We start from the raw sequence: 26,760 nt of genomic DNA on the forward strand, positions 1-26,760 counted from the left end.
GTCCGTAATTACAGCGCTTATGCGACGAGCGCGCAGCCCCTGTGACCGTTTGGCGGAGGGCGCGTGCGCCGCGCGCTCGAAAGGCGCCGAACATGACTTGACGCATGCGTTCCGCACGTCCGTCTCGTGACAGGCGTGACTGTCGGCGGCCCCGGCGGCCCTGGAAATCTCTGGTGCGGGCCACGGAGATCTCTGGTGCCGGCCACGGAGGGGGGACGCATGGACAAGCGGTACGAGGCGTACGCGCTGGCGGACGCGCACTTCTACGACACGCCCGACCTGCTGACGGCCGGCGCAGCGGAGAGCAGCGCGCTGTACGCGACGGCGCGCCGCCCGGTACCGGCCGGCTGGACGGCGGCGCGCACCGGCGACTGGCTGACGCTGACCCCGGTCGGCCCGGACGGTGAGCCCGAGCCCGGTCCGGCGCAGGGCTGGAAGATCCACGCCTCGGCCACCCGGGTGAACGCGGACCGGATCGCGGAGATCGTCTGGGACTACTGCGTGCCGCGCCGCATCCCGTTCAAGTTCGTGCCGGGCCCGCATCTGCTGCACCTGCGCAACACCAAGTACGCGCCCCGCGACGGCAGCGGCAAGTTCGTCACCGTCTACCCGGCGGACGAGGAGCGGCTGCACACGGTGCTGCGCGAGCTGGGCGCCCTGCTGGAGGGCTTCGAGGGCCCGTACATCCTCACCGACCTGCGCTGGTCCGACGGCCCGCTCTACGTCCGCTACGGCGCCTTCGCGCGCAGGTACGTCGTCGACGAGCGCGGCTCGCTGGTGCCGGCGGTGCGGGACGGCTCGGGCACGCTGGTGCCGGACCGGCGGGCGCCGTCCTTCCAGGTGCCGGAGTGGGTGACCCTGCCGGAGTTCCTGCGGCCCCATCTGGTGGCCCGCGACGCGACGACGGTCGGCGAGCTGCCGTACCGCATCGAGAAGGCGCTGCACTTCTCCAACGGCGGCGGCGTCTACGCGGGCACTGACGTGCGGGACGGCAGCCGGGTGGTGCTCAAGGAGGGCCGGCCGCACGCCGGGCTGGCCTCGGACGGGGCGGACGCGATCGCCCGGCTGGAGCGCGAGAAGCGGGCGCTGGAAGCGGTGGCGGGCACGGGCGTGGTGCCCGGGGTACGGGACTGGTTCACCCTCGGTGACCACCGGTTCCTGGTCATGGACTTCCTGGAGGGCCGCCCCCTCAACTCCTACTTCGCCGAGCGGCACCCCCTGCTCGTGCCGGACCCCGACCCCGACGCGGTGGCCGCGTACACGGCGTGGGCGGTGCGCATCCACGGGGCGGTCGAGCGGGCGGTGGAGAAGGTGCACGAGCGCGGGATCGTCTTCAACGACCTGCATGTCTTCAACATCATGGTCGCGCCCGACGAGGAGTCGGTGTTCCTGCTCGACTTCGAGGCGGCCGCGCCGGTCGGGGAGAACGGCCGCCAGGTGGTGGCACACCCCGGCTTCTTCGCCCCGCCGGACCGCAGGGGCCTCGACGTCGACCGCTACGCCCTGGCCTGTCTGCGGCTCGCCCTGTTCCTTCCGGTCACCACGCTGTTCGTGGTCGACCGGGGCAAGGCGGCGCATCTGGCGCAGGTGATCCACCGTCAGTTCCCGGACGTGCCCTGGGAGTTCCTGCGGGAGGCGGTCGCGGAGATCACCCGTGACCCGGTGGTGCGCCCGTCCGCGCCGGCCTCCCTGGTGGAGCCCGGTGACTGGCCCCACAGCCGGGACTCCCTGGTGAAGGCGATCCTCGCCTCGGCCACCCCGGAGCGCGACGACCGGCTCTTCCCCGGGGACATCGCCCAGTTCTCCGACGGCGGCGGCCTGGGCCTCGCGCACGGCGCGGCGGGCGTGCTGTACGCGCTGCGCGCGGCCGGCGCCCCGCGCTACGACGAGGGCGAGCGCTGGCTGCTGGAGCACAGCGACCCGGCCCCGCCGGGCACCCCGCTCGGCCTGTACGACGGTCTGGCGGGCGTCGCCCTGGTCCTGGACCTGCTCGGCCACCGGCAGCGGGCCCTCGACGTGCTCGCCGGCATCCTGGGCGAACGCTGGCAGAACCTCTCCTCAGACCTGCACGGCGGGCTGGCCGGACTGGGCCTCGCCCTGGGCCACCTCGCGGACACCACGGGCGAGCCGGAGCTGCGCGCCCGGGCCGCCGAGGCCGCCGACCTCCTCGTACGACGGCTGCGCGAGCCGCTGCCCGCCAAACGGCCGCGCGCCGGGCTGCTGCGCGGGGCGAGCGGACCGGCACTGTTCCTGCTGCGGCAGTACGAGCGGACCGGCGAGCGGGAGCTGCTGGACGCGGCGGCCGTGGCCCTGCGCCGGGACCTGGACGGCTGCGTGGTCCGGGACGGCGGGGCGCTGGAGGTCGACGAGGGCTGGCGGACAATGCCGTACCTCGGCGACGGCAGCGCGGGGGTGGGCATGGTGCTCGACGAGTACCTCGCGCATGCCGACGCCGACGACTTCGAACAGGCGCGGGCCGGTGTGCTGACGGCCGCCACCTGCCGGTTCTACGCCCAGCCCGGACTCTTCCAGGGGCGCGCGGGCATGATCCTGCATCTCGCCCGGACGACCACGCCGGGCGCGACCCGCTCCCGGCTCGACGCGCAGATCGACGCACTGGGCTGGTTCGCGATGCCGTACCAGGGCCACCTGGCCTTCCCCGGGCACCAGATGATGCGCCTGTCCATGGACCTCGCCACCGGAACGGCCGGCTGTCTGCTCGCGCTGGCCGCGGCCCTCGACGAGGGCGGCGCCGCGCACCTGCCGTTCCTGCCGCCGCCCCCGCGGCGGCCCTGAAGACGCGGCTCCGCGCTGACGGAGTCGTGACCCAACCCCGTCCCCACGGGACGTCTCTCGAAAGGAGTTCATCATGGCACTGCTCGACCTGCAGACGATGGAAACCGACGAGCACACCGAGACCGGAGGCGCCAGCACCGTCAGCCTCCTGTCCTGCGTCAGCGCGGCCAGCGTCCTGCTCTGTCTCTGACGGACACCGCGTGCCCAACGCCCCGGGCGGCCCGCTCCCACGGGCCGCCCGGGGTTTCCGTCTCCCGGAGGAAACGCAGGATGCGACGACCACGCCGCGACGGCGATCCCGCCGCCCGCGGGACCCGGGCGCTGCTCGGCGCCGCGACCCGGCACAGCGGGGGGCGCTGCGTCGCCCTGGGTCTGCTGAGCGTGTCCGCGACCGGCGCCGGACTGCTGCTGCCCGCCGCGCTGGGGCGGACCCTGGACCTGTTGCTCACGCGCGAGCCCGCCACCCGCTGGGTGCTGTACTGCGCCGGGCTCGTGCTGCTGCTCACCCTGCTCGACGCGGGCGGGACGGTCCTCACCGGCACCGTCGACGCCCGCACCACGGCTTTCCTGCGCCGCCGGGTGACCGGCCATGTCCTCGCCGTCGGCCCCCGGGCGGCCGTGCCCTCCGGCCCCGGCGATCTCGTCGCGCGGCTCGTCGGCAACGCGGCCCAGGCGGGTACCGCGCCCGCCGCACGCGCCGCGCTGCTCGCGGCGGCGGCGGGACCCCTGGGCGCGGTGGTGGCGCTGGGCCTGCTGGACCCGTGGCTGGCGGCCGTGTTCCTGCTCGGCGCGCCGCTGCTCACCCTGCTGCTGCGGGCCCTCGCCCGGGACACGGCGGAGTGCGCGGCGGAGTACCAGCGGGCGCAGGGGCGGATCGCGGCGGCGCTGGCGGAGGCGGTCGGCGGCGCCCGGACGATCCGCGCGGCCGGCACCCAGGAGAAGGACGCGGCGCGGATCCTGCGCCCGCTGCCCGCGCTGTCCCGGGCCGGACACCGGATGTGGCGGGTGCAGGGCCGGGCGGCCGCCCAGGCCGTCGCCGTCGCCCCGCTGCTGCACCTGGGGGTGGTCGCGGTGGCCGGGCTGCTGCTGACCCGGCACCGGCTGTCCCCCGGCGACGTCCTGGCCGCGTCGCGCTACGCGGTGCTGGCCGGCGGCGTCGGCCTCCTGGTCGGCCGTCTCTCCGGCCTGGCCCGTTCCCACGCGGCGGCCGGCCGTCTGGCCGAGACGATGTCCCGGCCGCCCCTGACGTACGGCGACCGCCGTCTGCCACCGGACACCCCGGGGCACCGCTCGCCCGAGGGAGCCACCCACCCGGCCCCGCCCGACCGCGCCCCCGACGGACCCCGGATCCGCACCGACGACCACCACCTTCCGCCCGGCACCCCCGGTCGTCTGGAGCTGCGGGGCGTGTCCGCGCGGCGGGGTGAGCGGATGGTGCTGGACGGTGTCGATCTCGTCGTGCCCGGTGGCACCAGCCTCGCGGTCGTGGGGCGTTCCGGAGCGGGCAAGTCGCTGCTCGCCGCGCTCGCGGGCCGGCTGGCCGACCCGGACGCGGGGGACGTCCTGCTGGACGGCGTGCCGCTGCGCGAGCTGACCCGCGCCGAACTGCGCGCGGCGGTCGCCTACGCCTTCGACCGTCCGGCGCTCCTCGGTACCACGATCGAGGACACCATCGCCCTGGGGCAGGTCTCCCCCGCCCGGGTCCGGGAGGCCGCCCGCACCGCGCGCGCGGACTCCTTCATCCGCCGCCTCCCCCACGGCTACGCCACCCCCGTCGCCGACGCCCCGCACTCGGGCGGCGAGGCCCAACGCCTCGGCCTGGCCCGCGCCTTCGCCCACGGCGGCCGTCTGCTCGTCCTCGACGACGCGCTCTCCAGCCTCGACACGGTGACCGAACACCAGATCACGGACGCGGTGTTCGGCCCCGGCGGCACCGGAACCCGTCTGGTGGTGGCGCACCGCGCGAGCACGGCGGCCCGGGCGGACGCGGTGGTGTGGCTGGACGAGGGACGGGTGCGGGCGTTCGGACCGCACGAGACGCTGTGGCGACTGGCCGGGTATCGCGAGGTGTTCGGGAGCGGCCATGGGTGAGGATCCCCGTCTGGCCCGGCAGGGCCTCCGTTTCCTGGGCGCCCACCGGCGGGTGCTGCTGCGGCTCGTGGGCTGGTCGGTGCTGGAGAGCGGACAGACGTTCCTCCTCGGCTACGCGCCGGCACGGGCCATGGACGACGGCTTCCTGGCCGGCCGGGCCGGACTCGGGACGGCCTGGCTCGCGGCGGCGGCCGCGGCCGTCCTCGTGGGCGCGTACGGCACCGGACGGGTCTACGGCGCGGTCGCGGCCCTGGTGGAGCCGCTCCGGGACCGACTGGTCACCCGGGTCGTACGGCAGGGCGTGCGGGACGCGGACGCCGGTGCCCTGTCGCGGCTGACCCAGCAGGTGGAGATCGCACGGGACACCTTCGCGGGGCTGGTGATGGTCTCGCGCTCGTTCGTGTTCACGGTGATCGGCGCCCTGGCCGGGCTGCTCTCCCTCTCCCCGGCGCTGCTGCTGGTCGTGGGGCCACCGCTGGTGGCCGGGGTGATCCTGTTCGCCGCGACCCTGCGGCCGCTCGCCCGGCGGCAGGAGGCGCTGCTCGCCGCCGACGAGGCCCTCGCCGGCCGGCTGGGCCAGGTCTGCCCCGCGCTGCGAGACATCACGGCGGCCGGCGCGGAGGAGCGCGTCGCGGCGGACACCGGCACGCTCGTCGACGCCGAGCTGCGGGCGGCCCGTTCCCTCGCCCGCTGGTCGGTGACCCGGGTGGCGTGTCTGGCCCTCGGCGGCCATCTGCCGCTCGCCCTGCTCCTGGCCACCGCCCCCTGGCTGCTCGACCACGCGGTCACCCCCGGCGCCCTCCTCGGCGCCCTGACGTATGTGACCCAGTCGCTCCTCCCCGCCCTGCGCGACCTGATCCACGGCCTGGGCACGAGTGGTTCCCGCCTGACGGTGGTCCTGCGCCGCCTGACCGGCCCCACCACCCCGCCCGCCGTCCTTCCCGGGGCCGGGCCCGTTCCGTCCCCCGCACCGGAGCCCGGTACGACGCCTCCCCCCGCCCTCTCCCTCACCGCCGTGACCTTCGCCTACGGCCCCGCCTCCGCCCCGGTGCTCGACGGGCTCACCCTCGATCTGCCGGCCGGCGGTCACCTGGCCGTCGTCGGTCCCAGCGGGATCGGGAAGTCGACGCTGACGGCCCTGGTGGCGGGGCTGCTCGTGCCCGGGCGGGGGGAGATCCGCATCGAGGGGTCGACGGGGCCCAGGGCCGCCGCGCGGCGCGTTCTCATCCCGCAGGAGGCCTACGTCTTCACGGGCACGCTCGCCGACAACCTCACCCATCTGCGCCCGGACCGGGTGCCCGAGGGTGAGCTGCGTGCCGCGGCCGAGGCGGTCGGGCTGGCCCCGCTGCTCGACGCCCTGGGCGGTCCGGACGCCCCGATCGACCCGGCGACGCTGTCCGCGGGCGAACGCCAGCTGATCGCGCTCACCCGGGCCTACCTGTCGTACGCGCCGCTCGCCCTGCTCGACGAGGCGACCTGCCATCTGGACCCGGGTGCCGAGGAGCGGGCGGAACGGGCCTTCGCCCGGCGACCGGGCGGCACGCTGGTCGTCGTCGCCCACCGGATCAGCTCCGCCCTGCGCGCCCAGCGCGTCCTGGTCATGGACGGCCCGCGCACGGCGTACGGCACCCATGAGGAGCTGCTGGACCGCTCCGCGCTCTACCGCGACCTGGTGGGCCGGTGGGAGCCCGCACGGTCCGCGCGGCCCGCGTCACAGCCAGCCCAGTCCCTGTGAGATGCGGATCGCGTCGACGCGATTGCGGGCCCCGGTCTTGCGGGTGATGGACGCCATGTAGTTGCGCACGGTCCCGTGGGACAGATGCAGGCTTCCGGCGATCTCCGCGACGGAGGCCCCCTCGGCGGCCAGGGACAGCACGCTCAGCTCGCGCCGGGTGAGCGGCATCTCGGCGGCCTGGAGGAAGCCGTAGCCCAGCGAGTCGGTGACGAAACGTTCCCCCTGAAAGACCTTCCGGATGCCGCGCACCAGTTGCTCGGGCGATCCCTCCTTGTCGACATAGCCGAGCGCCCCCACCTCCAGCGCCCGTTTCAGCAAACCCGGTCTGTTCGCACCGGCGAGCACCAGCAGCCGAGGCACCCCCGGCCCCGCGCCGGCCGGGCACAGCTCGCCCAGCGGCGGAATGCCGTACGAGTCCGCGCACTCCAGGTCCGCCACGCACACATCGGGCCGCAGGGTCCGGGCGCGGCCGGGCGCGCTGCGCCACGGCGCGTCGTACACCCGCAGGTCGGGTTCGTGCGCCAGCCACTCGGCCAGCACCGATCGCACCAGACATGCGTCGTGCACCAGAAGTACCCGGATCACTGCCGCCCCTTCAGCTCGCCGTACGCCGGTCCTGTCGATGTTGCGCGCCTGCTCATTCTTGGCGCCGGGAGCGCTTCTGGGCGCTAGGAAACCGGCCATCGGGATGCGCGGGGGCGCACACGCGGCGCCCGCGCACCTCCCCACGCTTCCACTCAGGGGGCATGTACACCGTGGGGGCGGGGTACACAGCGCTGCCGCGCGGGCCGGCCTCTCGCCGTGCGCACCGGGCCGACTGGGGGCAGATTGATCCCTGGGACCTGGGCGGCCGGGCGAGGAGGTGGTCGGCGTGTCCGACGAGGAGACCTCGCGGCAGGCGCCGGCCGCGGCGCGGACCCCGGTCGGCCGGCCGCTGCTGTCGCTGGCCCTGACCTCGATGATGGACGCCGTGGGCGCGCACTCGGGCGCGGTGTATCTGCTCTCGGCCGACGAGCCGGTGCTGGAGATGTCGGTGATGGCGGGGCTGCCCCGGGAGTTCGCGGCGCCCTGGGAGCGCGTGGGGATGAGCGCGCCGCTCCCGGTGGCCGACGCGGTGCGCGAGCGGCGGCTGGTGTGGGTCGGCGGCGAGGAGGACATGGCCCGCCACTATCCGAGGATCGCCGTGGTCCTGCCGTACGCGTTCGCGCTGGCCGCGCTGCCCGTGGCGACCGGGACCCGGACCTACGGCGCGGTCTTCGTGACCTGGCCCGGTTCGCATCCGCCGGATCTGTCGGAGCGGGAGCGGCGGGAGCTGACGACGGCCTGCGACCGGCTCGCGCTGCGACTGGAGCGGGGGGCGGCGCAGAACCGCGCCCTGCCGCCCGAGACGGATCTGCCCGGGGCGAGCCCGGTGGGCGGCGCGGCCGACACCCTGGGCACGGTCGAGGCGGCCCGCATGGTGGCCCGGCTGCCGTACGGGCTGTGCTCGCTCGACCTGCACGGGCGGGTGGGCTTCGTCAACGCGGCGGCGACCGAGCTGCTCGGGGTGTCGGCCGGCCGGCTGCTGGGGACCCCGCTGTGGGCGTCGGTGCCCTGGCTGAACGACCCGGTCTACGAGGAGCGTTACCGGGCCGCGCTGATCAGCCAGCACGCCACCTCGTTCGTGGCGCTGCGGCCGCCCGCAGAGTGGCTGTCGTTCCGGCTGTACCCGAGCACGACCGGATTGAGCGTGCGCATCGGCCGGGCGCACGCGGTGACGAAGATGCGTCGCACGGGTGCGGCACCGGCCACGGAACCGCACCCGCTGGTGACGATCTCGCAGGCGCTCAGTCTGGCCGGGGCGCTCACCGAGACCGTGGGCGTGCAGGACGTGGTGCGGCTGGTCGCCGACGACATCGCCCCGACGGTGGGCAGCAAGGCCCTGGTGCTGCTCGGCACCCAGGCGGGCCGGCTGCATGTGCTCGGACACCACGGGTATCCGGACGCTTCCGTGGTCGAGCGGTTCGACGGGATGTCGCTGAGCGCGCGGACGCCCGGCACCCAGGCCCTGACCAGGGGGGTGCCCGCGTTCTTCGAGTCGCGGGAGCAGCTGGAGCGCCTGTATCCCCAGCGCCGGGCCACCCCCGACGGCTTCGCGGCCTGGGCGTACCTGCCGCTGATCGCCTCCGGCCGCCCGGTGGGCGCGTGTGTGCTGGCGTACGCCGAACCGCACACCTTCTCCACCCACGAGCGGGCCGTGCTGACGAGCATGGCCGGGCTGGTGGCGCAGGCCCTGGACCGGGCGCTGCTCTACGACGCCAAGCACCGGCTCGCGCATGGCCTCCAGCAGGCGCTCCTGCCGCCCTCGCTGCCGCCGCTGCCCGGCATCGAGGCGACCGCCCGCTATCTGCCGGCCACCCGGGGCATGGACATCGGCGGCGACTTCTACGACCTGGTGCCCTCGCACCCGCTGGCGGCGGCGGTGATCGGGGACGTGCAGGGGCACAACGTGACGGCGGCGGGGCTGATGGGCCAGATCCGCACCGCCGTACGGGCGTACACGACGGTCGGTCAGGAGCCGGCGGAGGTCATGCGCAGCACCAACCGGCTGCTCATCGACCTGGGTGCCGATCTGTTCGCCAGCTGTCTGTATCTGCGGCTCGACCCCGGCCGGGGTCGCGCGGTGATGGCCCGCGCCGGGCATCCGCCGCCGCTGCTGCGCCGGCCGGACGGGCGGGTGCGGGTGCTCGATCTCGCGGGCGGCCCGCTGCTCGGCATCGACGCGGCGGCCGCCTACCCGACGACGGAGGTCGACCTCACGCCCGGCTGTCTGCTCGCCCTGTACACGGACGGGCTGGTCGAGACTCCGGGCGTGGACATCGAGGACGCGGTGGCCGAACTGGGGCACCGGCTCACGACGGCCGGGGAGCGTCCCCTGGAGGAGGTGGCGGACCGGCTCGTGGGGCCGTACGCGGCGGCGGAGGACGAGGAGCGGATCGACGACGTGGCGCTGCTGTTGCTGCGGGCGGCGCCCTGACGGGGTGTCGGGGGAACGCGCGACGGTCCGGCTCTCCCGCCGGAGAGCCGGACCGTGTCGTCACCGGCCCGCAGCCGCCGATGAGTTCCGCGCGTCAGCGGGTGCTGGTCAGCCCCGAGTCGTTGGCGTGCTGTCCGTTGGGGTCGGCCGCGCCCGACTGGTCGCCGGCGCCGGCCGCCTCGCCACCGGCGTTGTCGCCGCCGACGGCGTCACCGCCCGCCTGGTCGCCCGCGCCGGCCTGGTCGCCGCCGACCGCGTCGCCACCCGCCTGGTCACCGGCCCCGGCCTGGTCGCCCGCGCCCGCCTGTCCGCCGCCGGCTCCGGCACCGCCGTCGCCGAGGGTCGCGCCGACCGCCGTGAGAGCGGTGGTGACCGGCTGGAAGAAGGTCTCGCCGCCGGCGGTGCAGTCGCCGCTGCCGCCCGAGGTGAGGCCGACGGCGCCGCCGTCCTGGGTGAACAGGGAGCCGCCGCTGTCGCCGGGCTCGGCGCACACGTCGGTCTGGATCAGCCCGGTGACCGTGCCCTCGGGGTAGTTCACCGTGGCGTCGAGGCCGAGGACCTGTCCGTCGTGGAGACCGGTGGTGCTGCCCATCCGGAAGACCTGCTGGCCGACGGTCGCCTCGGTGGCCTGGAGGATCTGCACGGTCTTGCCGTTGCCGACGTTGACGTCGCTGGGCGCCTGCGTGTTGGGGTCGTCGTACTTCACCAGGGCGAAGTCGCCGTCACCGGGGAAGGTGGCCTGGTCGACGGTGGCGATGGGCGCGCCGTTCTGGGAGTCCGACCACTGCTTGGCGGCGACGCCGCAGTGACCGGCCGTCAGGAAGGCCGGGGAGCCGTCGCCGGCGGTGACGTTGAAGCCGAGGGAGCAGCGGGCCCCGCCGCCGAAGATGGCGTCGCCGCCGGAGACGAAGGTCTTGAAGGTGCCGGCCGACTTCTTGATGGTCGCCATGCCCGAGCCGAGGCTGTCGACGGTGGACTCCAGCCGGTCCCACTTGCCGCCGGTGACCGTGCTGTCGGCGGTGACGAGGATCTTGTTCGTCCTGGGGTCGACGGCCCACGCGGTGCCGGGGATGGTGGCCTTGGCCTTCAGGGTCTTGGCCGCGGCCTGGAGTTCGGCCGGGCTGTTCTCGACCTGACGGACCTTGGCGCCGGCCTTCTCCGCCTCGACGACGACGTTGTTCTTGTCGCCGCCCACATTGACGACGTTGACCACGAGCTGCCCGCTGCCGCTGTCGTAGTACGAACCGGCGTAGGCGTCGCCGAGCAGTTGCTCCAGCCGCGCGGCGAGGTCCGAGGCGTCCGCGGCCTTCAGGGTCTTCGGCGCGGCGGCCTGTGAGGAGCCGCTGTCCTGCGAGGCGTTGGCGTTGGGCAGCAGGAGCGCGGCGGCTCCGAGTGCCGCGACACCGCCCGCCGCTATCGCGGCCTTGCGCTTCGGCATGCGCTTGTGACTCAACCTTCTCGACCTCCTGGGGGAACGGGGTCTGCTGCCGTGGCCGGCAGCTCCGTACAGCGGCGCCTGGTTGGCCATGGGTACGGGAGGGACAGGCGGTGCGTTCAATTCCGTTTGTCGGTGGGCGCCTTGTGCCACCGTTCCGGCCACGCTCCGCGTCCCGGGGCGGCCGACGGGGAACAATCGCCCATATGACGATGACGACCGCGGAAGCCGACAAGATCCTTTCCGACAACTTCGCCCCGTGGGTGCTCGCGCTGGGCCTGACCGTCGAGGCGCTGGGCGAGGACCGCGCGATCCTGCGTCTGCCCTGGTCACGGGAGTTGGCCCGGGAGGGCGGGGCGCTGTCGGGGCAGGCGCTGATGGCAGCGGCGGACACCGCCACCGTGCTCGCCGTGTCGGCGGCGCGGGGCGCCTATGTACCGATGACGACCGTGCAGCAGTCGACGTCGTTCCAGCGGGCGGTGGCCGATTCCGATGTCCTGATCGAGGCGGTGCTCACCAAGGTGGGCCGGCGGATGGCGTTCGCGGACATCGTGATGACGGCGGAGCGGAGCGGCGAGCTGGCGGCCCGGGCGAGCACGGTCTACGCCCTGCTGGGCTGAAACGTTCGGTAGCCGATCCCTTACGGTCCGTTCCGGTCAGAGAGCGGAATCCCTGCTTCAGAGAATCTGCACATCGATTGCTCAACCGGGTCACCTGGCGGGGCAGTTCTGCACAACTCCACGGCGCCGCCCACGCCTTTGGGGCGGGAGTGCCGGATTCGCCGCGTGGGCTCCTCCCGCTCATCCGAGCAGAAGGAGCCCACGCTGTGAAGAAGTCGCCGGAAAGACGTGCGCGCACCCTCACCGTTTGGTGGCTCACCAGCGCAAGTTGCCTGGTGAGGGGCTTGGTTGAGTGGAAGCGGCGGCCATGGACCTGCTTTGATCCATCGCACCGCGGGGGCCGCCAGGCACCTGCGCCCCCCTTGTGAAAGTCCCATAGGAAGGGAAGTTCCATCATGAACTCCACCCCCCAGGTCGAGACCGTCGAGATCTCTGACGCCGACCTCGACAACGTCTCCGGCGGCCTCTCCCTGAACGCCCTCGGCACCGTCACCGGCCTGGTGGACGGCGTCGCCCCGGTCACCGGCCTGGTCGACACGGTCGTCGGCACCGTCGAGGGTGTCACCGGCCTGAACGTGGCCCCGGTCACCAACCTGGTCGCCGGTCTCTGATCGCAGCCGCGTCGCCTTGAGTCCCGGAGCCTCACCCGGCTCCGGGACTCTCGGACGTCCGCTCCCGGAAGTCCGCTGCCGGACATCCGCTCCGGGGCGTCCGCTCCCGCACATCCACTCCGGGGCGTCCGCCCGCCCGTCGTCCCACCCGCCCGGTGAGGGAAGTTCCATGCAGTTCCGCCAGCAGGCCCTCGCCAAGCTCCAGTCGCCCGAGGAACTCGATCTGCCGGTGCGCCTCGCCCGCCCGCAGGGCTGGCTGGTGCTGTCGGTGACCGTGGCCGCGATGGCGGCCGCGTCCGTGTGGGCGGTCACCGGCTCGGTGGCCTCCAGGGTGAGCGCGCCCGCCGTCCTCACCCACGGCGAGGGCAGCTACATCCTGCAGAGCCCCGCCGCGGGCCAGGTCACCGCGGTCCTCGCGAAGGAGGGCCAGCGGCTGCCCGCCGACTCCCCCGTGCTGAAGGTGCGGACGGCCGCGGGCGAGACGACCGTGCGTACGGTCGCCGCGGGCCGGATCACCGCGCTCGCCGCCACCATCGGGCAGATCATCTCCACCGGCGCGAACGTCGCCGCCGTCGAGAAGGTCGCCGGTGCCGACGACCCTCTCTACGCGACCGTGTACGTCCCCGCGGAGAACGCCTCCGCCATCCCCGACGACGCCCCCGTCGACCTGACCGTGCAGACCGTGCCGTCGCAGCGGTACGGCGTGCTGCGCGGCCATGTGAAGTCGGTGGACCGCACCGCCCAGTCGGCGCAGGCGATCGCCGCGTTCCTCGGCGACAGCCAGCTCGGCGAGCAGTTCACGCGCAAGGGCCGCCCGGTGGCCGTCCTCGTGAAGCTCGACGAGTCCTCGACGACCAGGAGCGGTTACCGCTGGTCGAGCGCCGACGGACCGCCGTACGGGCTCACCTCCATGACCATGGCCACCGGTTCGATCCGGCTGGCCGATCAGCGTCCCGTCGATTGGCTGCTGCCGTGACCACCGCCCAGGAGACCCGCGGCCGCCGCCGCGCGGCCCCGCCCCGGCGCACGGTCCCCCGGGGCCGGGGAAAGACCGTGCGCACCCCGACCGTGCTCCAGATGGAGGCCGTCGAGTGCGGCGCCGCCTCCCTCGCCATGGTGCTCGGCCACTACGGCCGCCATGTCCCGCTGGAGGAACTGCGCATCGCGTGCGGCGTCTCGCGGGACGGCTCGCGCGCCAGCAACCTGCTCAAGGCGGCGCGGGGTTACGGGCTGACGGCCAAGGGCATGCAGATGGACCTCGCCGCCCTCGCCGAGGTGACGGCGCCGGCCGTCCTCTTCTGGGAGTTCAACCACTACGTCGTCTACGACGGCATGGGCCGCCGCTTCGGCCGCCGCGGGGTGTTCATCAACGACCCTGGCAAGGGGCGCCGGTTCGTGCCGATGGAGGACTTCGACGGCAGCTTCACCGGTGTCGTGCTGATGATGGAGCCGGGTGAGGGCTTCGAGCGGGGCGGACGCCGGCCGGGGATCCTCGGCGCGATGCCGGCCCGGCTGCGCGGCACGGCGGGCACCCTGCCCGCGGCCGTGCTGGCGAGCCTGCTGCTGGTGCTGGTGGGTGCGGCGCTGCCCGCGCTCAGCCGCACCTACATCGACATGTTCCTGATCGGCGGTCAGACCTCGCTCCTGGACGTGCTGTTCACGTCCATGGCCGCCTGCGTGCTGCTCACGCTCGCGCTGACCTGGCTGCAGCAGGCCAATCTGCACCACGGGCGGATCATCTCCTCGACCCTGTCCAGCGCCCGCTTCCTGCGGCATCTGCTGCGGCTGCCGGTGACCTTCTTCGCCCAGCGCAGCCCGGCCGACCTCGTACAGCGGTTGCAGTCCAACGACGCCGTGGCCGAGACCCTCGCCCGCGACCTCGCGTCGGCGGGCGTGGACGCGGTGGTGGTCGTCCTCTACGCCGTCCTCCTCTATACGTACGACCCTCAGCTGACCTTCGTCGGCATCGGCGTGGCGCTGCTGAACATCGTCGCCATGCGGATCGTCGTACGGCTGCGGGCGACCCGGACGGCGAAGCTGCGCGCGGACACGGCGCGGCTCACCAACACCGCTTACACCGGGCTGCAGTTGATCGAGACGATGAAGGCGACCGGCGGTGAGGACGGCTACTTCCGCAAGTGGGCCGGGCAGCACGCCACCACACTGGAGGAGCAGCAGCGGCTCGGGGTGCCGAGCGCCTGGCTGGGCGTGGTCGCGCCGACCCTCGCCTCGCTCAACAGCGCGCTGATCCTGTGGATCGGCGGCATGCGGGCGATCGAGGGCCATGTCTCCGTGGGGCTGCTGGTCGCCTTCCAGGCCCTGGTCGCCCGCTTCACCGCCCCGCTCACCCGCCTCAACGGCGTCGCGGGCCGCATCCAGGACTTCGCGGCGGACGTGGCCCGACTGAAGGACGTGGAGAACTTCCGGGCGGACCCGATCTACACCCGCCGCGGCGGCGCCGACGCCGAGGCGACCCGGCGGCTGCACGGTCATGTGGAGCTGGAGAACATCACGTTCGGCTACAGCCCGCTGGACAAGCCGCTGCTGTCCGGCTTCGACCTGACGGTCGGGCCCGGGCAGCAGGTGGCCCTGGTGGGCGGCTCGGGCAGCGGCAAGTCCACGGTGTCCCGGCTGATCTCGGGTCTCTACACACCGTGGGAGGGCGTGATCCGCGTCGACGGACAGCGCCTGGAGGACATTCCGCGCGGCGCGTTGGCCGCCTCCGTCTCCTTCGTCGACCAGGAGGTGTTCCTCTTCGAGGGCACCGTGCGCGACAACGTGGCGCTGTGGGACCCGTCGATCCCGGACGACGCGGTGATCGAGGCGCTGCGCGACGCCGCCCTGCTCGACGTGGTGACGCGCCGGCCGGGCGGCATCCACAGCCGGGTCGAGCAGGACGGCCGCAACTTCTCCGGCGGTCAGCGCCAACGCCTGGAGATCGCCCGGGCGTTGGTGCGCCGGCCGAGCATCCTCGTGCTCGACGAGGTGACCAGCGCCCTGGACGCGGAGACCGAGCAGCTGGTGATGGACAACCTGCGGCGGCGCGGCTGCGCGTGCGTGGTGATCGCGCACCGGCTGAGCACCGTGCGCGACAGCGACGAGATCGTCGTCCTGCGGCACGGCACGGTCGTGGAGCGCGGGCGGCACGCGGAGCTGGTGGCGCGCGGCGGCGCGTACGCGGCACTGGTCAGGGAGCGGTGAGATGACGGCCGTACAGGATGGCGACCTGGTGCTCGCCGCGCTGGGCGCGATGGGCACCCGCGTCGACTGCGCGGGCCTCAACCGCGTCGACCTGGAAGGGCCGCAGGTGCTGTGGCTGGTCGCGGCGGGCGCGCTCGACCTGTTCGCGGTGGACGCCGAACAGCGGGGCCAGTGGCATCACCTGGGCCGCCTGGAGGCGGGCTCGCTGCTGCTCGGACCGGTCACCGGACCCCAGCACACCTTGGTCGCCCGCCCGTTGCGGGACTGTGTGCTGCACCGTGTCGGCCTGCGGGAGCTGTACCAGCCCGCGCAGACCCAGACCTGGACGTACGACGAGTGGGGCAACCCCCAGTACGTGCCGCCGACGTCGAGCCCACTGGAGTACGCCCTCGCGCTGGGCGTCGGCCGGGGCCTGTCGGTCCTCTTCCAGGCGCCGCTGGCGACCGAGCGGCCCGCGGAGGATGGGGGTGCCCCCGTGCGAGCGCATTCGAGCATGGGGGACGACGACGACGTCTTCTGGATGCAGGTGCCGCCGGGCAGCGTGCAGTACGGCTCGCTGTACGGCGCGGAGGCGGCCGCCGATCTGCTGATGGACCCCGCGGTGTGGCAGAGCATGGTCGACCAGCAGTACCGGCTGCTCACCACGCTCGACCGCTGGATCGAGCAGCTGGAGCGCACCCACGAGACGCGTACCGCCGCCGGGATCAAGGCCGGTGAGGCGGTGCGCGCCCAGGCCGACCGGACACTGCTGGCGTCGATCGGCAGATCGTCGGCCCAGCGGGCCACCGCGGCCGACGCGGACGCCACGTACGCGGTGTGCCGGCTCGTGGCGCGGGCGGCCGGGATCACGCTCGCCGGACCCGCGCAGCTGGGCGCGGACAGCGACCGGCTCGACCCGGTCGAGCGGATCGCGCTCGCCTCCCGGGTGCGGGCCCGGGCCGTCCGCCTGGACGGCCGCTGGTGGCGGGACGACGTGGGACCGCTGGTCGGCCACCGTGCCCTGTCGGGTGCGCCGGTCGCGTTGCTGTGGCGGCGCGGCGGGTATGTCGCCGTGCACCCCGGGACGGGCCGTGAGACGCCGGTCGAGAAGGCCAACGCGGAGGAGTTCGAGCCGCGCGCGGTGATGTTCTACCGGCCGCTGCCGGACCGGGGTCTCGGCCCGCTGGGTCTGCTGCGGTTCGTGATGCGCGGCACGGGCGGCGATCTGGCGAACCTGCTGCTGAGCGGGCTGGTCACGGTGGCGATCGGGGCGCTGGTGCCCATCGCCACCGGCAAGGTGCTCGGCGAGTACGTGCCCCGGGCCCAGCAGGGGCTGATCGTGCAGACCTGTCTGGCCGTGATGGTCAGCAGCCTGGTCGCGGCGGCCTTCATGCTCTTGCAGAACCTGACCATCCTGCGGCTGGAGGGCCGGATCGAGGCGACCCTCCAGCCGGCCGTGTGGGACCGGCTGCTCCGGCTGCCGACCGCGTTCTTCGCCCGGCGCTCCACCGGTGAACTGGCCGGCGCGGCCATGGGCGTCAGCGCGATCCGCCGCCTGATGGCGGGACTCGGGCCGTCGGTGGCGCAGTCGCTCACGATCGGCGCGATGAATCTCGGGCTGCTGCTGTGGTACAGCGTGTCCATGGCCCTGGCGGCGATCGGCATGCTCGTGGTCATCGCCGGGGTGTTCCTGGCACTCGGACTGTGGCAGGTGCGCTGGCAGCGTCGGCTCGTCGTCCTGTCCAACAAGCTGAACAACCAGGCCTTCCAGACCCTGCGCGGGCTGCCGAAGCTGCGGGTCGCGGCCGCCGAGAACTACGCGTACGCCGCCTGGGCCTCGGAGTTCGCCCGCAGCCGTGAGCTCCAGCACCGGCTGGGCCGGATCAAGAACCTCAACTCGGTGCTGGGCGCGGTGTATCTGCCGTTGTGCTCGCTGCTGATGTTCATGCTGCTGGCGGGTCCGGCGCGCGGTGCGCTGTCGGCGGCGGACTTCCTCACCTTCAACACGTCGGTGACGATGCTGCTGACGTCGGTGACCTCCCTGACCGGCGCCTTCGTGTCGGCGGTGGCCGCGCTGCCACTGTACGAGGAGATCAAGCCGGTGCTGGAGGCGACCCCGGAGGTGCGCACGGCGAGCACCCGCCCGGGACCGCTGTCGGGCGCGGTGGAGGCCCGCCGGCTGTCGTTCCGCTACTCCGACGACGGCCCGCTCGTCCTGGACGACGTGTCCTTCGAGGCACGTCCGGGTGAGTTCGTCGCGATCGTCGGCCCGAGCGGGTGCGGGAAGTCGACGCTGCTGCGCCTGCTGATCGGCTTCGACCGACCGGTCTCGGGCAGCGTCCTGTACGACGGCCAGGACCTCGCCGCCCTCGACCAGTCGGCGGTGCGCCGGCAGTGCGGGGTGGTGCTCCAGCACGCCCAGCCGTTCACCGGCTCCCTGATGGACGTGATCTGCGGCACCGGGGCGTACACGCCGGAGGAGGTGATGGCGGCGGCCGAGATGGCGGGGCTCGCGGAGGACATCAAGCGGATGCCGATGGGCCTGCACACCATCGTCTCCGGCAGCGGATCGGTCTCCGGCGGCCAGCGTCAGCGCCTGATGATCGCCCAGGCGCTGATCCGCCGCCCCCGCATCCTCTTCTTCGACGAGGCGACCAGCGCCCTGGACAACGAGACCCAGCGCACGGTCATCGACTCCACCCGCAAGCTCAACGCCACCCGTATCGTCATCGCCCACCGGCTGTCCACGGTGATGGACGCCGACCGGGTCGTGGTCATGGAACACGGCAAGATCGTCCAACAGGGCCCACCGGCCACGCTCCTCGCGGACACCGGGGGGCGACTGCATGAGCTGGTGCGGCGTCAGATGGCGTGAGGATCGGACCGGGCTTCGGCGACGGCGCCGACGACCACGGGGACGTTCGCGAACTGGGTGGCAGGCGACTCGTCCGGAACCGCGGTGACGAAGTCGGCGACGACGCACGTGATGTTTCCCGGACCGCCGGCGTGCAGCGCGACGTCCACGAGGGCCCGGGCGGTCTCCTGCACCGGCGACTGCCGCGTCAGGTAGTAGTGCATCGTCTCGGGCGACACCACGTCGCTCAGCCCGTCGGTGCACAGAAGGTAACGGTCGCCCGGCAGGACCTCGCGCTCGGAGAGGGCCGGCTCGACCTCCTCGGTCGCATCCAGGGCCGCGGTGGTGTCCCGGGTTATCAGGAACAGCTCTCCGTTGCGGAGGAAGTAGCCGCGCGAGTCACCGAGGTGGACGAGCCCCAGCCGCGCCCCGTTCCACAGCAGGGCCGTGAGCGTGGTCCGCATGCCGCGCAGGTCCGGATCTTCCTCGGCCATCGCCGTCAGCCGAGCCCGGACACGCCGCACGCCGTCGTGAAGCGAGTGGACGACGTCGTCGCGTGCCTCGTCGTCGAGCGTGACGAGGGTGGCGATGGCCTCCGAGCCGGCCACCTCACCCGCGGGCGCGTGCCCCGCACCGTCGGCGACTGCCAGCAGCCGGGGACCGGCGTAGCCGGAGTCCTCGTTCGTCATGGCGACCGCGCCCAGGTGGGAAAAGGCCCCGAAGCGCATCATCAGTCTGCCTGACACCCTGCCCTGCGGGTCGGGAGCGGTGGGCGGCTGTGCGGGCGGTGCGGGTACGACGCGCACGGCTCGTCCGCGCAGTCCGTCGAGGGCCGCCCGCAGTTCACTGGCGCTCCGGTACCGGTCGGCGGGGTCGGCGGCAAGGGCTTTGAGGACAACGGCGTCGAACGCGGGCGACACCTGCGGCCGCCGGGTCGAGGGCCGCGCGGACGCCCCGGGCCACCGGGTTCCGGTGAGGAGCTGGTAGAGCAGTCGACTCGCTTCCAGCAGGTCGTCATGTCCTTCGGGCGCGCGGCCGAGGTCGACGACCTTGATGTGGCCCTCCTCGGTGAAGACGACCCTCCTCATGTCGAGCAGCCAGCCGAACACGCCCCGCTTGTGGGCGTGTTCGAGGATCCCGAGCAGTTCGACCATGACGCCGACGACCCACTCGGGATCGTTGTGCCCGGCCCGCACGATGCTGCCCAGGGTGGTGCCCAGGGCGGCCTCGATGACCAGATAGGGGCAGGCGACGCCGTCGCGGGTGACGGTGCCGATGTCGTGCAGCGCGGCCACGAAGGGGTGTCTCAACCCCGCGCGCGCCCTGGCATCTTGGCGAAACGCGGCCGCCTGACGTCCGTCGGCCGCCGCCCCGGGATGCATCGTCGTGATCAGCACGGGCCGGTCGAGTTCGGTGTCGTGGGCCTCGTAGGTCTGGGTCATGGCGCCGTCGGCGAACAGCCGCCCCAGCTCGTACCGCTCGACCGACGGCGGACCGGGCGGCGTCGGCGCGTACGCCCTGTTACGGAAGAGCGGCAGCCGTCCGGCGGAGTTGCGGACCCGTTTCTGCGGCAGCGGGAACGCCCGGGACCGGCAGGCCGCGGCCAGCTGGTCGAACACCGCGTCCAGGCGCAGCAGTTCGGGGCCGTCCGGGACCCCTTGAGTCAGCAGGCCGATCAGTTCACCGGTGAACGCGGTGTGGCGGGCGCCGGGCGGGGCGACGGCCTGGGCGGACTCGTCGGCCGACGCGATGAGGTAAGTCCCCTCGATCACCGCCCCGTTGGCCACGGCGGCCTGGGCCTGCCCCATCATCCCCAGGGCACGTCCGCTGTAGCAGCAGTCGAGGACGACGATGCTCCGGTCGACCCGCAGTCTCCGGAGTTCCTGGCTCAGCCAGTAGTACGGCAGGGAGGTGTCCGGACGTCCGACGAGGGACCCGGGCAGCCCGAGCCACAGGTCGCCCCGGTCGGGGTCGATGAGTCCGTGGCCGGCGTAGTAGACGATCAGGGTGTCGAGCCTGCGGTCGCCCATCTCCCGCAGGGGTGCGAACGCCGCGGTGGCGTTCGCCGGTTCGAGCACCACCCGGCACTGCCCGGCGGGCAGCCCCCACACCGACGGGTCGCGCAACTGGGCGGCGAGGTCGACGACATTGCCCCGGACTCCGGGCAGAGGTTCCAGATGCTCGTACCGGCTCACTCCGATGAGCACGGCGGCGGATCTGTCCGGCGAGGCGGGTGTCTCCATGAACCGGCTACCGCTCGAGTTCCGCCAGCAGACGGGCGGCGGTCTCGGGGTCCTGGCCGGACAGGGTGATCTTGACGCCGTTTCGCTCGAACGTGATCTCCGGCGGGGTCGGTCGGGTGGCGCGCCAGGAGAGCCAGGCGAGGGCGAGGTTGGAGATCTGGAAGCCGCTGTCGAGCACGAGTTGGGCGGTGTCCAGCCCCGCTCCCATGAATCCGCCGGTGGCCGCGCCGCCGCTCGCCTCCACGCGGGCGTTGCGCCCCACGTAAGGATGGTCGCGCAGCCACAGGTACAGCGACCGCAGTTCGGCCTCCGAGCCGCCGACGGCACTGGTGATGACAATGTCCATGGCCGGTCCCCCCGTTGAGCACCCTGTGCCTCACACATTGTCACAGCCGAGTACGCCGTGCAGCCGTTCTGCCCGCCCTGGGCGTCGAGGCCGGGGATACGCGGCGAGGGCCTACGACACCAGCGCTTCCAGGCGATCGAGGACGCGCTCCAGGGCCGGTACGCGTTGGGTGCGGTCGGTGACCACGGTGCGGTTCGCGTAGGTGAGGCGGTAGAGGAAGAGGTCCCGGGCGCCCTCGTCGACCATGCGGGTCGGCAGGGCGGCGGGGAGAGCGGCGAGGTCCGTGCGCAGGGCGGCCAGGTCGGCGGCGGGGAGCTGACCCGTGTGGGCGGTCTGCCGTGCGCCGGTGACGGTGTAGCGGCCGTCGGTGTCCAGTCGCAGCCGGTCGTCGCGTCCGGCGAATCCGCCGGTGATCGCGAAGTCGAGGAGGAGGTGAGCGGGGGTGGCCTCCGAGGCGGAGGGTGCCGTGGGCGTCGTAGAGACCGTCGCGGGTGGCGTGGGCGCTTTCGTGTCCGCCCGGCCCGCGTCCTCCGTGCCGCAGCCCGCGACCAGGGCCGCCGTCAGTACGGCCGCCGCGCTCGTCGCTGCCCACCGGTCACGCATCTCCCACCAGCCCCTTCGACGACACCGCGAATCCGAAGCCTCAACGGGAAGTCAACCATCCCCGTCGCGGAATCGCCGAGCACCCCTGAGATGACCCCAGGGGCCGGACGGGCGGCCCCACTCCGCCCGTTCCGGCCCCTGGGCAACGAGATCGTCGCGGTCCCGCGTCACAGGCTCGCACTCCCCAGTCACGAGCCTCTCGCGGCGTCCACGGCTCCGCGCGATCTCGGCCTAGAACGCGAAGAGGCTGCTGCTGGCAGCGTTCTTCACGCACTCGTTGGCGAACGTGCGCTCGTACGAGACCCGCTTCCCCTCCCAGACCCCGTCCACGGTGACGACCACGGGCGCGTACTGCTTGGTGCACACCGCGTGGTCCGGCACCGCAAGGGCGTCGAAGTCCCCGTCGGCGGCGCGCAGTTCTGCGCAGGCGCGGGCCGGGGCGGGATGGGTTCCGGTGGGAGTCGGAGCGCAGCTCAGGGTGACGGCGCGGGACGGGTTCACCGTCGCCGCGCTCTCGCCGTGGCCCATGGTGAGCACCAGGGCCGAGGGCGCGTAGAGCGAGGCGGGGGCGGCGAACGCGGATCCGGTGAGGGGTGCGCAGACGGCGGTGGCCGTCAGCGTGAGCGTCGCTGCCCAGCGCGCGGTGTTCCGCATTGTGTGCTTCCTTCCGCTGAAAATGAGGGTGTCGCCGACCCGGTTCCGATGGCCCGGACTCGGCGACCGCGAGTCTGCCGAGTCCGCGACGGAAACTCACATCGACCCCATGGGTTTCAGTAACCTTGCGTGTTGAAGCAGTGGCGTGAAGTCACGGACGTCGAACGCCACAACGCCGAAACCAGGCCTCTGACGCGCTCCCGGATCGGCCACATGGCCGATTTTCCTACGTTCGTTAATAGTCCGGAAACATTCCGCTTCTGCTCTCGGCTGACTCCTCCGCGACCCCTTGTGTTCATGGACCTGCGGAGTAATCGTCATTACATGATTACGAACGAGCAACGCGAGAAACTGCGCGGCTGGTTCGCCGGCCGCCTGCCCGACGATCTCTTCGAGGAGCTGACCGACCTCACGGTCGACCGCGAGGAGATCACCGTGATCGGCCGCATCCCCGCACCCCGGCTCGCCGAGGAGGCCCCGGCCGCCGAGCGCAGGGCGGCCGTCGAGGCCCGGATCCAGGAGTTCCGGGAGCGCACCCGGGAGGCCCGGATGGCCGTGGCGCGCGAGGCCGAGCACCGGTTCCGGCGGAAGGTGTCCTGGGGTGTGGTGTGCGACGGGGAGCGGGCGCTCTTCACGCATGTCGCCGCGCCGGTGATGACCCGGCTGCGTCAGCCCGAGCGCCAGGTCCTCGACACGCTGATCGCCGGGGGCGTGGCCCGCAGCCGCAGCGACGCCCTCGCCTGGTGCGTCCGGCTGGTCCAGCGCCACACCGACGACTGGCTCACCGAACTGCGCGAGTCCCTGGAGCACGTCCAACGGGTGCGCGAACAGGGGCCCGACGCGGAGCCGCATCACGACGACGAGTGAGAGGTGTTCGGCACCACCGCCCGGGCGTCCAAGGGGCGTTGTCAGACCCTTCGGTTAGCGTGCGGGCATGACCAATTACGTACTCGTGGCGGGAGCCTGGCTCGGCGCCTGGGCGTGGGACGAGGTGGCCGCCGATCTGCGCGCGGCCGGCCTCGGTGTCCATCCCCTGACGCTGACCGGCCTCGCCGAGAAGCAGGGTGTTCCGGCCGGCCAGCAGACGCACGTCCAGGACATCGTCGACGAGGTCGAACGCCTCGATCTGCGGGACGTCGTGCTCGTCGGGCACAGCTACTCCGGTGTGCCGGTCGGGCAGGCGGCCGAGCGGATCGGCGACCGGCTGCGCCGCGTGGTGCTGGTGGACGCCAACGTGGCGGTGGACGGCGAGTCGGCGCTGTCGGGCTGGCCCAGCGGTCCGGTGCGGCGGGCGATCGAGGAGACCGGCTTCTGGCCGCCGCTGGCCAATGAGGACCTCTCGGGCCAGGGGCTCACCGAGGAGCAGATCGCGCGTCTCGTCGGCGGCGCGACGCCCCACCCGGGCGCGTCCGCGATCGAACCCGCGATCATGTCCCGTCCCCTGAGCGAGCTCCCGGGCACGTACATCAAGTGCCTCCTCGACGGCCCGGAGCCGTGGGGCGCCGCGGTCGACCTGCTCAAGAGCGAGCGCTGGGAGCTGGTCGAGATGAACACCGGTCACTGGCCGATGTTCTCGCAGCCGCGCGAACTGGCCGAGATCCTGCGGAAGTCGGCCCGTCTCTCCTGATCCTTCCGGGGCGTACCCACCGGTAGGGTCGGCCCGCGCAGGCTCGACGGCGAGAGGCGGGAGCGACGGATGGCCAAGCACTGGGCGGACTTCCAGTACGAGATCTATCTCAACGGCATGGCGGGCGCGGTCCCACGGCTGCCCACGGACCTGACCCGGCTGGAGGAGCTGACCGAGCGGCGGCTCGGGCCGGGTCCGGTGGGCTATGTCGCGGGCAGCGCGGGCGACGGCAGCACGGCGCGGGCCAACCGGGCGGCGCTGGAGCGCCGCCGGATCGTTCCGCGCGTGCTGCGCGACGTCCACGAGCGGGATCTGTCGGTCGAGGTCCTCGGCCGGACGCTGCCCGCCCCGCTGGCGCTGGCGCCGGTCGGCGTGCTGTCGATCATGCATCCGGAGGCGGAGACGGCGGCCGCGCGGGCCGCCGCGGCCCAGGGGGTGCCGTTCGTGCTGTCCTCCGCGTCGAGCACTCCCATCGAGCAGGTCGCCGAGGCGATGGGGGACGCCGAGCGCTGGTTCCAGCTGTACTGGTCCAAGGACCGCGAGGTGACCCGCAGCTTCCTGGGCCGGGCGAGGGCGAGCGGCTTCACGGTGCTCGTCGTCACCCTGGACACTCCCCTGCTGGCCTGGCGGCCGCGCGACCTCGACCAGGCGTATCTGCCGTTCCTGCACGGCGTGGGCACCGCCAACTACTTCACCGACCCGGCCTTCCAGGCGGGCCTGGCCAAGCCCGTCCACGAGGACCCGGACGCGGCGGTGCTGCGTTTCGTCGGGCTGTTCGCCGACCCCGCCAAGACCTGGCCGGATCTGGCGTTCCTGCGCGAGCACTGGGACGGGCCGATCGTGCTGAAGGGCGTGCTGCACCCGGACGACGCGCGGCTGGCCGCCGACGCCGGGATGGACGGCGTGGTGGTGTCCAACCACGGCGGCCGGCAGGTGGCCGGCGCGGTCGCGGCCGCCGACGCGCTGCCACGGGTCGCCCGGGCGGTCGGCGACCGGCTGACCGTGCTGTTCGACAGTGGCGTGCGCACCGGCGACGACGTGTTCAAGGCGCTCGCCCTCGGCGCCCGGGCGGTCCTGCTGGGCCGCCCCTACGTCTACGGGCTCGGCCTGGACGGACAGCCCGGCGTCGAGCACGTCATCCGCTGTCTGCTCGCCGAGTTCGACCTCACCCTCGCCCTGTCGGGCCACGCCGGCCCGACGACGGTCGGACCGGAGGACCTCGTCGAGGAGCCGGCCCCACCGAGGTGAGCCCTCAGGCCCTCAGGGCCGTCAGGCCGTCCGTTCGGACAGTTCGACGGGCCGGGCCGTCGGGCCGCCGGTGCCGCTGATCGACAGCGAACCGGAGCCGGGGGTGGCCGAGTCGGTCAGCCAGCGCTGGCTGCCGGAGCCGTCGCGGACCTTGACGGCGAGGTCGGCGCCCGGGTCGCGGCCGATCGGGGTGAGCGCGAGGGACCCGTCCCAGCGGGGCAGCAACTCGCCCTGGACGGTGAGGTCGTAGCGGACGTCGGCGGCCCGCTGGTCGTTCTCCTCGGTGCACGCCCCGAGGATGACGACCCCGGCGTCGGCGCGCGAGTCGACGCACAGATGGGGGTCGGCGACACTGCGCAGCTGCCCGTCGTCCTCGTACGTCCACTGCTGGGTCCAGTCCGAGGCGCACACCGCCAGTTCGAGCCCGGCGCCCTGGGCCGGCTTGCCGGTGACGTCGAGGCACAGGCCGGTGGCGGCGTTGCGCAGTCTGCTCTGCCGGGCCGGCGCGGACCCGCCGGCCCGGCCCGGCGCGGTGGAGCCCGCGGTGGGCGCCTGGGCCTCGGTGCCGGGCACGGTGCCGCCGCCCGCAGCGCTGGTGGAGGCGGCCGGGTCGGCTCCCCCGTCGTCCGACCACATGCCGGCGGCGAGCAGGGTGGTGAGCAGTCCGGCCGAGGCGAGTCCGACTCCGGTGAGGAGCGTGCGCGACGAACGGCCGCCGCCCGGGAGCAGGCGCGCGGGGGCGGGGATACGGTCCAGCAGGCGCCGCCGGGTGCCGCGCGGGCGTCCGCCGCGGTGCCGGTGGGAGCCGCGCAGCCGCGCGGTCTGCTGCCTGGCCCGGCCGGGGCGGGACTCCAGGTAGCGCAGGGCGCCCCAGCTGAGCACGGCCTCGGCGAGCAGGGCGCCCAGGCGGCCCTCGAAATGGCCGAGTTGTTCCGCCGCCGCCCGGCAGTACCGGCAGACGTCGAGGTGCTGGCGCACATCGGGCAGCAGGTCGCCGCCGCGGCGCAGGGGGACGTCGAGGAGCCGGTTGTAGAAGCGGCAGTCCTTGCTCGGCGCCAGTTCGCGGTGGGCGCGGACCAGGCCCTCGCGCAGCTTGTCGCGGGCCTGCTCCAGGGCGGCGGCCGCGGCGTCGATGTCCACGCCGAGCAGCGCGGCGGCGGTGGTGAGCGGCTCGGCCTCGACCTCGACGTGCCACAGCACGCAGCGGTCCACGGAGGTGAGCCCCTGGAAGGCGCGCTCGGCGAGGACGCGGTTGTCCGGGGTCATGGACTTGGCCGCGCGCATCCCGCGCGCCCCGGCCGGCTTGAGCAGCACCGGCAGGACGCCGGATATGCGTTCCGTGCCGGACCACAGGCGGGCGGTGTCCCGCACGGTCACCAGCAGCCGGGGGCGCAGGGCGGTGCCGGGCTCGCCCAGCTTCAGCCGGTCGAAGACCTGGTGGAAGGCGGCCCCCGTGACCATGGCCGCGACGCTGCCGGAGGAGGCGAGGCAGATCACCGCGTAGTCGTGCACCGGCTTCCAGTGCCGGGCGATGAGCAGGGCGGTGGCCTGGGCGACCTCGTCGTCCGGGCCGACGCGCAGTCCGGCGGCGAGGGCCTCGTCGGACTCGGCGTGATCCGTGCCCGTCGGTGGATACGGCGGACGGGGCGGGTGGGGGGTGGGCACTGAGCGGATTCCTTTGGTACGTACCTGTGCGGCGCG

The 26,760-nt window shown here is 73.5% G+C and carries 20 protein-coding genes; 13 read left to right on the forward strand and 7 right to left on the reverse strand.

The window, feature by feature from the left end; translation table 11 throughout:
• Window positions 1–219 precede the first annotated feature (219 nt).
• The 4 genes from lanKC (at window position 220) to ACZ5NW_RS20540 (ending at window position 6,622) form a co-directional block, all read left to right on the forward strand.
• Window positions 220–2,796 carry a class III lanthionine synthetase LanKC gene (lanKC, locus tag ACZ5NW_RS20525; RefSeq protein WP_468745283.1) on the forward strand — a complete coding sequence of 859 codons (2,577 nt, stop codon included), beginning with the start codon at window positions 220–222 and terminating at the stop codon, window positions 2,794–2,796.
• 73 nt (window positions 2,797–2,869) lie between these two features.
• Window positions 2,870–2,986 (forward strand): SapB/AmfS family lanthipeptide, encoded by a 117-nt coding sequence (locus ACZ5NW_RS20530; RefSeq protein WP_468745284.1) that lies wholly within the window; start codon window positions 2,870–2,872, stop codon window positions 2,984–2,986.
• An 80-nt stretch (window positions 2,987–3,066) separates the two neighbouring features.
• The gene (locus ACZ5NW_RS20535; RefSeq protein WP_468745285.1) at window positions 3,067–4,887 is read left to right on the forward strand and encodes an ABC transporter ATP-binding protein; all 1,821 of its coding nucleotides are present in this window, start codon (window positions 3,067–3,069) and stop codon (window positions 4,885–4,887) included.
• Window positions 4,880–6,622, forward strand: coding sequence for an ATP-binding cassette domain-containing protein (locus tag ACZ5NW_RS20540; protein WP_468745286.1), 1,743 nt, complete (start codon window positions 4,880–4,882; stop codon window positions 6,620–6,622). Before ACZ5NW_RS20535 ends, ACZ5NW_RS20540 begins: the two co-directional genes overlap by 8 nt.
• Here the strand turns inward: ACZ5NW_RS20540 and ACZ5NW_RS20545 are convergent.
• Window positions 6,599–7,207, reverse strand: coding sequence for a LuxR C-terminal-related transcriptional regulator (locus ACZ5NW_RS20545; protein ID WP_468745287.1), 609 nt, complete (start codon window positions 7,205–7,207; stop codon window positions 6,599–6,601). The two genes, ACZ5NW_RS20540 and ACZ5NW_RS20545, sit on opposite strands and share 24 nt — an antisense overlap.
• A 277-nt stretch (window positions 7,208–7,484) precedes the next feature.
• On the opposite strand from ACZ5NW_RS20545, the gene ACZ5NW_RS20550 reads away from it, so the two are divergent.
• On the forward strand, window positions 7,485–9,638 hold the full coding sequence (locus ACZ5NW_RS20550) for a PP2C family protein-serine/threonine phosphatase (RefSeq protein ID WP_468745288.1): 2,154 nt from the start codon (window positions 7,485–7,487) through the stop codon (window positions 9,636–9,638).
• 94 nt (window positions 9,639–9,732) lie between these two features.
• On the opposite strand, the gene ACZ5NW_RS20555 is transcribed toward ACZ5NW_RS20550, so the two are convergent.
• Window positions 9,733–11,076 (reverse strand): S1 family peptidase, encoded by a 1,344-nt coding sequence (locus ACZ5NW_RS20555; RefSeq protein WP_468745289.1) that lies wholly within the window; start codon window positions 11,074–11,076, stop codon window positions 9,733–9,735.
• A gap of 203 nt (window positions 11,077–11,279) precedes the next feature.
• Between ACZ5NW_RS20555 and ACZ5NW_RS20560 the strand changes: the two genes are divergently transcribed.
• The 5 genes from ACZ5NW_RS20560 to ACZ5NW_RS20580 all read left to right on the forward strand — a co-directional run bounded on the left by ACZ5NW_RS20560 (window position 11,280) and on the right by ACZ5NW_RS20580 (window position 18,359).
• Window positions 11,280–11,693, forward strand: a complete 414-nt coding sequence (locus tag ACZ5NW_RS20560) for a PaaI family thioesterase (protein ID WP_468745290.1) — start codon at window positions 11,280–11,282, stop codon at window positions 11,691–11,693.
• 395 nt (window positions 11,694–12,088) lie between these two features.
• Window positions 12,089–12,304, forward strand: coding sequence for a type A2 lantipeptide (locus ACZ5NW_RS20565; protein WP_468745291.1), 216 nt, complete (start codon window positions 12,089–12,091; stop codon window positions 12,302–12,304).
• A 169-nt stretch (window positions 12,305–12,473) separates the two neighbouring features.
• The gene (locus ACZ5NW_RS20570) at window positions 12,474–13,280 is read left to right on the forward strand and encodes a hypothetical protein (protein ID WP_468745292.1); all 807 of its coding nucleotides are present in this window, start codon (window positions 12,474–12,476) and stop codon (window positions 13,278–13,280) included.
• A complete protein-coding gene (locus ACZ5NW_RS20575; RefSeq protein ID WP_468745293.1) occupies window positions 13,277–15,505 on the forward strand; it encodes an NHLP family bacteriocin export ABC transporter peptidase/permease/ATPase subunit in 2,229 nt (742 codons plus the stop codon). Before ACZ5NW_RS20570 ends, ACZ5NW_RS20575 begins: the two co-directional genes overlap by 4 nt.
• Before the next feature lies 1 nt (window position 15,506).
• Window positions 15,507–18,359 (forward strand): NHLP bacteriocin export ABC transporter permease/ATPase subunit, encoded by a 2,853-nt coding sequence (locus tag ACZ5NW_RS20580; RefSeq protein WP_468745294.1) that lies wholly within the window; start codon window positions 15,507–15,509, stop codon window positions 18,357–18,359.
• Here the strand turns inward: ACZ5NW_RS20580 and ACZ5NW_RS20585 are convergent.
• The 4 genes from ACZ5NW_RS20585 to ACZ5NW_RS20600 all read right to left on the reverse strand — a co-directional run bounded on the left by ACZ5NW_RS20585 (window position 18,347) and on the right by ACZ5NW_RS20600 (window position 22,184).
• Window positions 18,347–20,581 carry a caspase, EACC1-associated type gene (locus ACZ5NW_RS20585; RefSeq protein WP_468745295.1) on the reverse strand — a complete coding sequence of 745 codons (2,235 nt, stop codon included), beginning with the start codon at window positions 20,579–20,581 and terminating at the stop codon, window positions 18,347–18,349. The genes ACZ5NW_RS20580 and ACZ5NW_RS20585 overlap by 13 nt on opposite strands.
• A 7-nt stretch (window positions 20,582–20,588) precedes the next feature.
• The gene (locus ACZ5NW_RS20590; protein ID WP_468745296.1) at window positions 20,589–20,927 is read right to left on the reverse strand and encodes an effector-associated constant component EACC1; all 339 of its coding nucleotides are present in this window, start codon (window positions 20,925–20,927) and stop codon (window positions 20,589–20,591) included.
• Window positions 20,928–21,038: 111 nt separating this feature from the next.
• A complete protein-coding gene (locus tag ACZ5NW_RS20595; RefSeq protein WP_468745297.1) occupies window positions 21,039–21,530 on the reverse strand; it encodes a hypothetical protein in 492 nt (163 codons plus the stop codon).
• A gap of 231 nt (window positions 21,531–21,761) precedes the next feature.
• The gene (locus tag ACZ5NW_RS20600) at window positions 21,762–22,184 is read right to left on the reverse strand and encodes a protease inhibitor (protein ID WP_468745298.1); all 423 of its coding nucleotides are present in this window, start codon (window positions 22,182–22,184) and stop codon (window positions 21,762–21,764) included.
• Between the two features lie 324 nt (window positions 22,185–22,508).
• Between ACZ5NW_RS20600 and ACZ5NW_RS20605 the strand changes: the two genes are divergently transcribed.
• The 3 genes from ACZ5NW_RS20605 to ACZ5NW_RS20615 all read left to right on the forward strand — a co-directional run bounded on the left by ACZ5NW_RS20605 (window position 22,509) and on the right by ACZ5NW_RS20615 (window position 25,059).
• Complete coding sequence (locus ACZ5NW_RS20605) at window positions 22,509–23,051, forward strand: hypothetical protein (protein WP_468745299.1); 543 nt, start codon at window positions 22,509–22,511, stop codon at window positions 23,049–23,051.
• Window positions 23,052–23,118: 67 nt separating this feature from the next.
• Window positions 23,119–23,811: an alpha/beta fold hydrolase gene (locus ACZ5NW_RS20610; RefSeq protein ID WP_468745300.1), complete on the forward strand. Its 693-nt coding sequence runs from the start codon at window positions 23,119–23,121 to the stop codon at window positions 23,809–23,811.
• Window positions 23,812–23,880: 69 nt separating this feature from the next.
• A complete protein-coding gene (locus ACZ5NW_RS20615; protein ID WP_468745301.1) occupies window positions 23,881–25,059 on the forward strand; it encodes a lactate 2-monooxygenase in 1,179 nt (392 codons plus the stop codon).
• A gap of 21 nt (window positions 25,060–25,080) precedes the next feature.
• Here the strand turns inward: ACZ5NW_RS20615 and ACZ5NW_RS20620 are convergent, their stop codons facing one another.
• Window positions 25,081–26,724, reverse strand: coding sequence for an RICIN domain-containing protein (locus tag ACZ5NW_RS20620; RefSeq protein WP_468745302.1), 1,644 nt, complete (start codon window positions 26,722–26,724; stop codon window positions 25,081–25,083).
• Window positions 26,725–26,760 lie beyond the last annotated feature (36 nt).

Source organism: Streptomyces sp. NPDC032126, assembly GCF_055580085.1.